Source organism: Ilumatobacter sp., assembly GCF_030065885.1.
Classification (GTDB): domain Bacteria; phylum Actinomycetota; class Acidimicrobiia; order Acidimicrobiales; family Ilumatobacteraceae; genus Ilumatobacter.
This window is the reverse complement of sequence record NZ_JASJCS010000187.1, coordinates 1-5,716: the sequence shown is the minus strand read 5'-3', so window position 1 is coordinate 5,716 and position 5,716 is coordinate 1. Positions and strand designations below refer to the sequence as shown.

Here is a 5,716-nt window from a genome sequence, read left to right as displayed (position 1 = left end):
ACGATCCAGAACTGGTCGCCGAACGTCTACAACCTGGTCACCAAGCGGGCCCGGGTCGAGGCCGGCGGCCACATGGAGTGGATCGACGGCAACATCGGCTCGAAGCTCACGATGAAGTACCCGTCGGTGTACCTCGTCGGCGAGGGAGCGACCGGCGAGGTGCTCTCGGTCGCCTACGCCGGCGAGGGCCAACACCAGGACGCCGGCGCCAAGATGGTGCACGCCGCCCCGAACACCTCGTCGAAGATCGTCTCGAAGTCGATCAGCAAGGACGGCGGCATCACCACCTACCGCGGCCTCGTGCGGGTCGACGAGGGTGCCGAGGGCTGCAAGAGCCACGTCCAGTGCGACGCGCTGATCCTCGACGAGGACTCGGTCTCGAAGACCCTGCCCTACATGGAGGTCGGAGAGCGCGATGCCCAGATCGGTCACGAGGCCACGGTCTCGAAGATCGCCGACGAGCAGATCTTCTACCTGATGAGCCGCGGCCTCTCCGAAGAGCAGGCGATGGGCATGGTCGTCAACGGCTTCATCGAGCCGATCACGCGGACGTTGCCGATGGAGTACGCGGTCGAGTGGAGCCGCCTGATCGAGCTCCAGATGGAGGGCTCGGTCGGCTGAGTCGATCGGGCTTCGCCGGACCGACCGACCAAGTCGGATCCGGCTGGGTCTGCCGACGGTTCCTCCGGGAATCGCTGGTCAAGGAGGGTTCGATCGATGCCGATGATCTGCGCATGGATGCCGCTGCCGCACGCGCGCGCCCACTCCTCCGGCGGGGGTCGCCCCGTCGCATCACCGCCGCGCTCGTCGCGCTGTGCTCTGCGTTCGCGGTGGTCCCCGCATCGACGTCCTCCGGCGCAGGATCGAGCAACGACCCTGCCGCGTTCCGTTCCGTCGAGCCGTGCCGGTTGTTCGACTCGCGCGACGCCGCGCGACGGCTCCGTGCCGACAGCACTGTCGAGATCGACGTCGCCGGCCGCTGCGGTGTCGGCGAGGATGCGGTCGCTGCCGCCCTGACCGTCACCGCGGTCGAGCCGCAGGGATTCGGTTTCGTGTCCGCCTACCCGGCCGGGACGGCCAGGCCGACTGCGTCGACGGTCAACCACCGACCTGGGCAGGTCATCGCCAACGGTCAGCTCACGCGCCTCGGCCACGACGGCGCCGTGGCCCTCTACACCCTGGCCAACACCCATCTCGTGGTCGACGTCAGCGGCTACTTCGTGGCAGCGCCCGAGGAGGGCTCGGCCGCAGGCCGGTTCGTGCCCGTCGACATCCACCGGCTCGTCGACACTCGCGAGACCCACCGGCCCGCGCCGCGGAGCTCGGTGCGCGTGGTGCCCGACGTCCCGGCCGACGCGGTCGCCGTTGCGGTGAACATCACGACCACGGCGACCAACGGGCCCGACTTCTTCACCACCTATCCGGCCGGCGGGACCCGACCCCTCGCCTCGGTCCTGAACGCCGATGCCGCCAACCAGACGCGCGCGGCCTCGGTGATCGCGCCGGTTAGCCAGGACGGGTTCGACGTGTTCACCCTGAAGGGCAACCACGTGATCGTCGACATCACGGGCTACTTCACCGGGCCGACGGCGCCGGTCTCGACCGACGGCCTCTTCGTCGGAGCGGCACCGACCCGGCTGGTCGACACGCGCCTGTCGCACGGACCGTCCGGCGGCCCGCGCCTGTGGGACGGCGGAACGAGGGAGTTCGACGTCGCCGCGATCACCGGCGGCCCGGTGGGCTCGATCGCTGCCAACGTCACGGTCACCCAGACCGAGGCACCGGGCTTCGTCACGATGTACCCGGCGCGGACGAGAGCGCCGGCGTCGTCGACGGTCAACTACGACGCGGGCCTCCGCACGGTCGCCAACTCGTCGATCGCCCAGGTCAGCGAGGCCGGCATCGCCATCGCGGCGTCGGAGGCGACCCACCTGGTCGTCGACGTGACCGGCTGGTTCACCGGAACGCCGGTCGCTGCCACCAGGCGTGCCGCGGCGAACTGGCCGCCGCTCCCGCGTCGGGTCACGATCATCAGCGACTCGGCGATGGCCGGCGTGCGGTGGAACGGCGCGCTCGGGGGGCTGCAGGGGTTCGAACCAATCGCCAAGCTCGAATCGTGCCGGCGGCTGGTGCAGGCGTCGTGCCGTGGCCGTGAGGGGTACGCCCCGCTCACCGCGCAGCAGGAGATCCTCGCGCTGCCGAGCGCCGGGCCCGAGGAGCTCCTCGTCGTCGCGGTCGGCTACAACGACTGGCACGCCCGTTTCTCCTCGGACTTCGATCTCGTCGTCGGTGCGGCTCGTGCGAAGGGCTTCCGCCACATCATGTGGGTCACGTACCGGTCGCAGGTCGGGTACACCCTCCCCGGCAGCGGCGGGACGCTCTCGAACTACGGCGAGATGAACCGCGTGCTCCGCGAGAAGGTGGCGTCCGACGCCTACCCCGAAGTGCGCCTCTGGGACCTCGACGCGTACACGCGCTCGTCGGTGGGGTGGTTCACCGCGGACGGGGTGCACGAGACGCAGCTCGGCTCGTGGGGTGTCGCCGACTGGCTCTCGCGTCACGTCCGCGCGTTCGACGACAAGCCCTGCGTGCAACCGTGGACCGCCGGTGGCGCACCAGAGGCCGTCTGCCCGAATCCCGACCCGATGCCCTCGTGGGCGGGTCTCCCGGATGTTGCCGGCATCTACGGGCTGTGACTCACGGCTGCCAGCGTACGCGCCCCGCCCACGACCCTGCGTCGATCCACCGCTTCCGGTGCTCCCAGTGGAATGCCGCCCAGACGCAGCTCAGCGAGATGCCGACCCCGGCGACGACGTCGAGCACGAAGTGGTTGGCGGTGACGATCACGGTCGGTGCGAGCACCAGCGCAGGGAGCAGGATCGCAGCTCGCGCCCAACGTGACGAGAACGTCGTTGCGGCGTACAAGGTGACCGCCAGCGGCCATCCGACGTGGTAGCTGGGCATCGCCGCGTACACGTTGGAACCCCCCGGTGGTCGGAGATCGGCGTCGAGCCCACCGCCGTACACGGTGTCGACGTAACCGTCGAGCGTTCGTGGCGGCGCCACCGGGAACCGCCAGAACACCAGGATGCCGATGGCTGCCGCGAGGATCAGGCCGTTGCGGAGCACGCGATACGCGGGTCGGTCGCGCCACCACACCGTCGCGAGCCCGGTTGCGATGACCGTCCAGTGCAGCCAGACGTAGGAGGCGTCGAACGCCGCCTCCAACCACGGTCGATCGCTCACGAACGAGTTCCACGAGCGCTCGATGTCGATCCCGAGCGCCGACTCGACCTCGAGGATCGCGTCGGCGTTGGCGAGCGCGTCCTGCCGTGAACCCTCCACGAGTCGCCGCAGCGCGAAGTAGCCCGCCAGCAACCCCGCGACCAGACAGGTCTGAGCGGCGAGATCCACGCGCTTGCGGTGCGCGTTCACACTCCCCGTCGTATCACGAGAACACCGTTCCTGCCGAGTGTCCAAGGACTCTGTTGGCACGTGGCCGACCTCGACCGTCCTCGCCGCCGCCATCGGGGTAGCCTCGCGGTCGATGCCGATGCGGACGGAGTGCAAGAACTTCGAGAGTCGCACCTACCCGAACGGGGACACCGTTCGGAAGTGCAACATCGACCTCGCGCCCGACGCGCCGTGGCGCTGCCCCGAGAACTGTCCCGGGTACGAGCGTCGTCTCGCCGATGCGGCCTGGACCCACGGCACGTTGGTCGTGCCGCCCACGCCCCCCGAGCCGCCGAGCCTCGACGACGGCTCTGCCGCCGCCCTCCTCGACGAGGCGGAAGACATCCTCAACGGAGCGGGCGCCCGCATCATGGCCGAGGTCAACCAAGAGCGCATCGACGCCGAGGCACGCCGCCGGGGCTGGCGGCGGTTCTTCCGACGCAAGCGGACCTCCTAGGCAACAGCCACCCCGACATCCGCGATTTCGCACGTCGGTCGGCCGGATTTCCACTACGGCGGTAGTAGAATTGACGGCCCATGTCAGTTCTGGATCTCGACCGGCTCGATGCGATCGAGCTCCCCACGCCCGACGAGGAGATCTGGCGGTACAGCCGGATCGCCGACCTCGACCTCGCTGCGCACCATCTCGCTGAGCACGTCCCGACCATCGAGGGGCCCGACGACGTCCTCCGTGCGAACGTCGTGGTCGGCGGCGAGGTGATCGACCGCTTCGACGGCGAGACGCCCGACGTCTTCGCGTCGATCAACCGCGAGTCCGCCTCGCAGGTCGCCGTCACGGTCCCGGCCGGCGTGACGGTTGCCGACGCCATCGTCATCACGCACACCGTGCCGGCCGGTGGCGCCCTCGTGTGCCCACGCCTCGTGATCGAGGCCGGCGCCGACAGCCAGGTCACCGTGGTCGAACGGTTCGTCTCTGCCGCAGACGGCGCGGCGCTCGTCGTCCCCGTGCTGCAACTCGTCGCCGGCCCGGCGGCGCGCGTCAACTACCTGGCGGTCAACGAGCTGAGCGACGACGCGTGGTCGATCGGTCATCAGCAAGCCGTCGGCGAGCGTGACTCGACCACGCTGCTCGCAACGGTGGCGCTCGGCGGCGACTACGCCAGGGTCCGCACCGAAGCCCGCGTGTCCGGCGCCGGCGCGTCGACGCGGCAGGTCGCGCTGTACTTCGCCGGTGATCACCAGATGCACGACTTCCGCACCATCCAGGACCACGACGCACCTCACACCACCAGCGATCTGCTGTTCAAGGGCGCGGTGCAGGACGAGGCGGTGAGCGTCTACACCGGTCTCATCAAGATCCGCGAGCACGCCGGCGGCACGTCGGCCCACCAGACGAACCGCAATCTGACGCTCTCCGAAGGCGCCTGGGCGGAGAGCGTGCCCAACCTCGACATCCGCACCAACGACGTCAAGTGCTCGCACGCATCGACGGTCGGACCGATCGACGAGGAGCAGCGCTTCTACCTCGAGAGCCGCGGCATCCGGCCCGAAGTCGCCGAGCGACTCGTCGTGCTCGGGTTCTTCGACGAGGTGCTCTCGCAACTTCCGGCGCCCGATCTCGCCGCCGGCCTCCGCGAGCGGGTCGCGGCCAAGCTCAACATCGGCACGGAGGTCACGGCATGAGCACGTCTCGAGCGGGCACGTCGGTGTTCGCACTCTCCGAGATCGAGCCGGGCACCGCGCGCAAGGCGGTCGTCGACGGCGTGGCGATCTCGGTCGTACGGATCGACGACGACGTCTACGCGATCGGCGACGTCTGCAGCCACGCCGACGTGTCGCTCTCGGGCGGCGAGGTGTGGTGCGACGAGCTCGAGCTCGAGTGCCCCAAGCACGGGAGTGCGTTCAGCCTCACGACCGGCGAACCGAACACGCTGCCTGCGACGCAGCCCGTGCCGGTGTACGACGCCCGCGTCGTCGACGGCGAGGTCGTCGTCACGGTCGAAGGGAGTGGATCATGAGCACGCTCGAGATCGCCGGGCTGCGGGCCGCCGTCGGAGGCACCGAGATCCTTCGCGGCATCGACATCACGATCGAGTCCGGCGAGGTGCACGCGGTCATGGGCCCGAACGGCTCCGGCAAGAGCACGCTCTCGGCCGTCATCATGGGCAAGCCCGGCTACGACGTGCTGGAGGGCAGCATCACGCTCGACGGCGAGGACGTGCTGGCGATGCCGGCGTGGCGACGGGCGGTCGCCGGCCTGCACCTCGTCCTGCAGTACCCGACCGAGGTGCCCGGCGTGATG

General features: G+C 69.8%; 7 protein-coding genes. 6 read left to right on the top strand and 1 reads right to left on the bottom strand.

The window, feature by feature from the left end; all coding sequences use genetic code 11:
• Together QNJ12_RS23250 and QNJ12_RS23245 are read left to right on the top strand one after the other, a co-directional pair.
• On the top strand, positions 1-621 hold a 621-nt coding region (locus QNJ12_RS23250; RefSeq protein WP_300626429.1), incomplete at its 5' end, for a SufD family Fe-S cluster assembly protein.
• A gap of 113 nt (positions 622-734) precedes the next feature.
• Entirely contained in the window at positions 735-2,696 is a 1,962-nt protein-coding gene (locus QNJ12_RS23245) for a hypothetical protein (protein ID WP_300626427.1), read from the top strand.
• A gap of 1 nt (position 2,697) precedes the next feature.
• On the opposite strand, the gene QNJ12_RS23240 is transcribed toward QNJ12_RS23245, so the two are convergent.
• Positions 2,698-3,435 (bottom strand): phosphatase PAP2 family protein, encoded by a 738-nt coding sequence (locus tag QNJ12_RS23240; protein ID WP_300626425.1) that lies wholly within the window; start codon positions 3,433-3,435, stop codon positions 2,698-2,700.
• 112 nt (positions 3,436-3,547) lie between these two features.
• Between QNJ12_RS23240 and QNJ12_RS23235 the strand changes: the two genes are divergently transcribed.
• From QNJ12_RS23235 to QNJ12_RS23220, 4 genes are all read left to right on the top strand, one after another.
• Positions 3,548-3,910 (top strand): hypothetical protein, encoded by a 363-nt coding sequence (locus tag QNJ12_RS23235; protein WP_300626423.1) that lies wholly within the window; start codon positions 3,548-3,550, stop codon positions 3,908-3,910.
• Between the two features lie 80 nt (positions 3,911-3,990).
• Positions 3,991-5,097, top strand: coding sequence for a Fe-S cluster assembly protein SufD (sufD, locus tag QNJ12_RS23230; RefSeq protein WP_300626421.1), 1,107 nt, complete (start codon positions 3,991-3,993; stop codon positions 5,095-5,097).
• The gene (locus QNJ12_RS23225; protein WP_300626419.1) at positions 5,094-5,432 is read left to right on the top strand and encodes a Rieske 2Fe-2S domain-containing protein; all 339 of its coding nucleotides are present in this window, start codon (positions 5,094-5,096) and stop codon (positions 5,430-5,432) included. The genes sufD and QNJ12_RS23225 overlap by 4 nt, the downstream gene beginning before the upstream one ends.
• A partial coding sequence (locus QNJ12_RS23220; protein WP_300626418.1) for an ATP-binding cassette domain-containing protein occupies positions 5,429-5,716 on the top strand: 288 nt, incomplete at its 3' end. The genes QNJ12_RS23225 and QNJ12_RS23220, both read left to right, overlap by 4 nt.

What these genes read in the sequence shown, in the direction of transcription:
- sufD (WP_300626421.1), top strand. Translation starts at nt 3,991, where the DNA reads ATGTCAGTTCTGGATCTCGACCGGCTCGATGCGATCGAGCTCCCCACG.
- QNJ12_RS23245 (WP_300626427.1), top strand. Translation starts at nt 735, where the DNA reads ATGGATGCCGCTGCCGCACGCGCGCGCCCACTCCTCCGGCGGGGGTCG.
- QNJ12_RS23225 (WP_300626419.1), top strand. Translation starts at nt 5,094, where the DNA reads ATGAGCACGTCTCGAGCGGGCACGTCGGTGTTCGCACTCTCCGAGATC.
- QNJ12_RS23235 (WP_300626423.1), top strand. Translation starts at nt 3,548, where the DNA reads ATGCCGATGCGGACGGAGTGCAAGAACTTCGAGAGTCGCACCTACCCG.